Here is a 556-nt window from a genome sequence, read left to right as displayed (position 1 = left end):
GGCAAGTCCAGTAGTTTGCAAGCTCCTCCTTCGAGGGCGCAATGGCGTCGGGCAGCAACTGCAATATGTTTGTTCGCGGGACTCGGACCGAGTCAGGTGCAGTAGACGGTCCCGGCTTTCCTGCAGCCCGCGACACATCCTGCAAGCCTTTGAACACCGGCTCCCGCAGCAAGCCGTCATCCGTCACCCCGCCATAGTCGATCTCAGCGTAGACCTGCGGCTCGACCCAGGTCGCCTTGGGCTTATTGATGGGATGGGAGAGGGGGTTCTTGCCGATGATCAGGGGATTGAGCCGCTCCCGCACCTCGCGGGCCGCCGTTAAGGTGTAGCCGGTTTGGGCCTTGCCGGCATAAACCAGGCGATCGCCCTCCCAGCGTCCGAGATAAAGCGAGGCAATCCTGCGCGGCTGCGCGCCGAGTTTTTCGACGAAGGCCACGATCGGAAAGGCGTCGCGCTTCGTGCACTTCGTCTTTGTCCAGATTTCCTGCCGACCCGACCGGTAGGGCGCGTCTTTGCGTTTCGAGACAATTCCCTCCAGGCCCATCTCGCACGCGTG

General features: G+C 62.2%; 1 pseudogene. It reads right to left on the bottom strand.

Annotated elements, in window-relative coordinates:
* A pseudogene (locus A4A58_RS20150) lies at positions 1–556 on the bottom strand (DNA ligase D); the annotation flags it as partial.

It is taken from the genome of Tardiphaga robiniae, from assembly GCF_001618955.1.
GTDB lineage: Bacteria > Pseudomonadota > Alphaproteobacteria > Rhizobiales > Xanthobacteraceae > Tardiphaga > Tardiphaga robiniae_A.
This window is presented reverse-complemented; position numbering and strand designations above follow the sequence as displayed.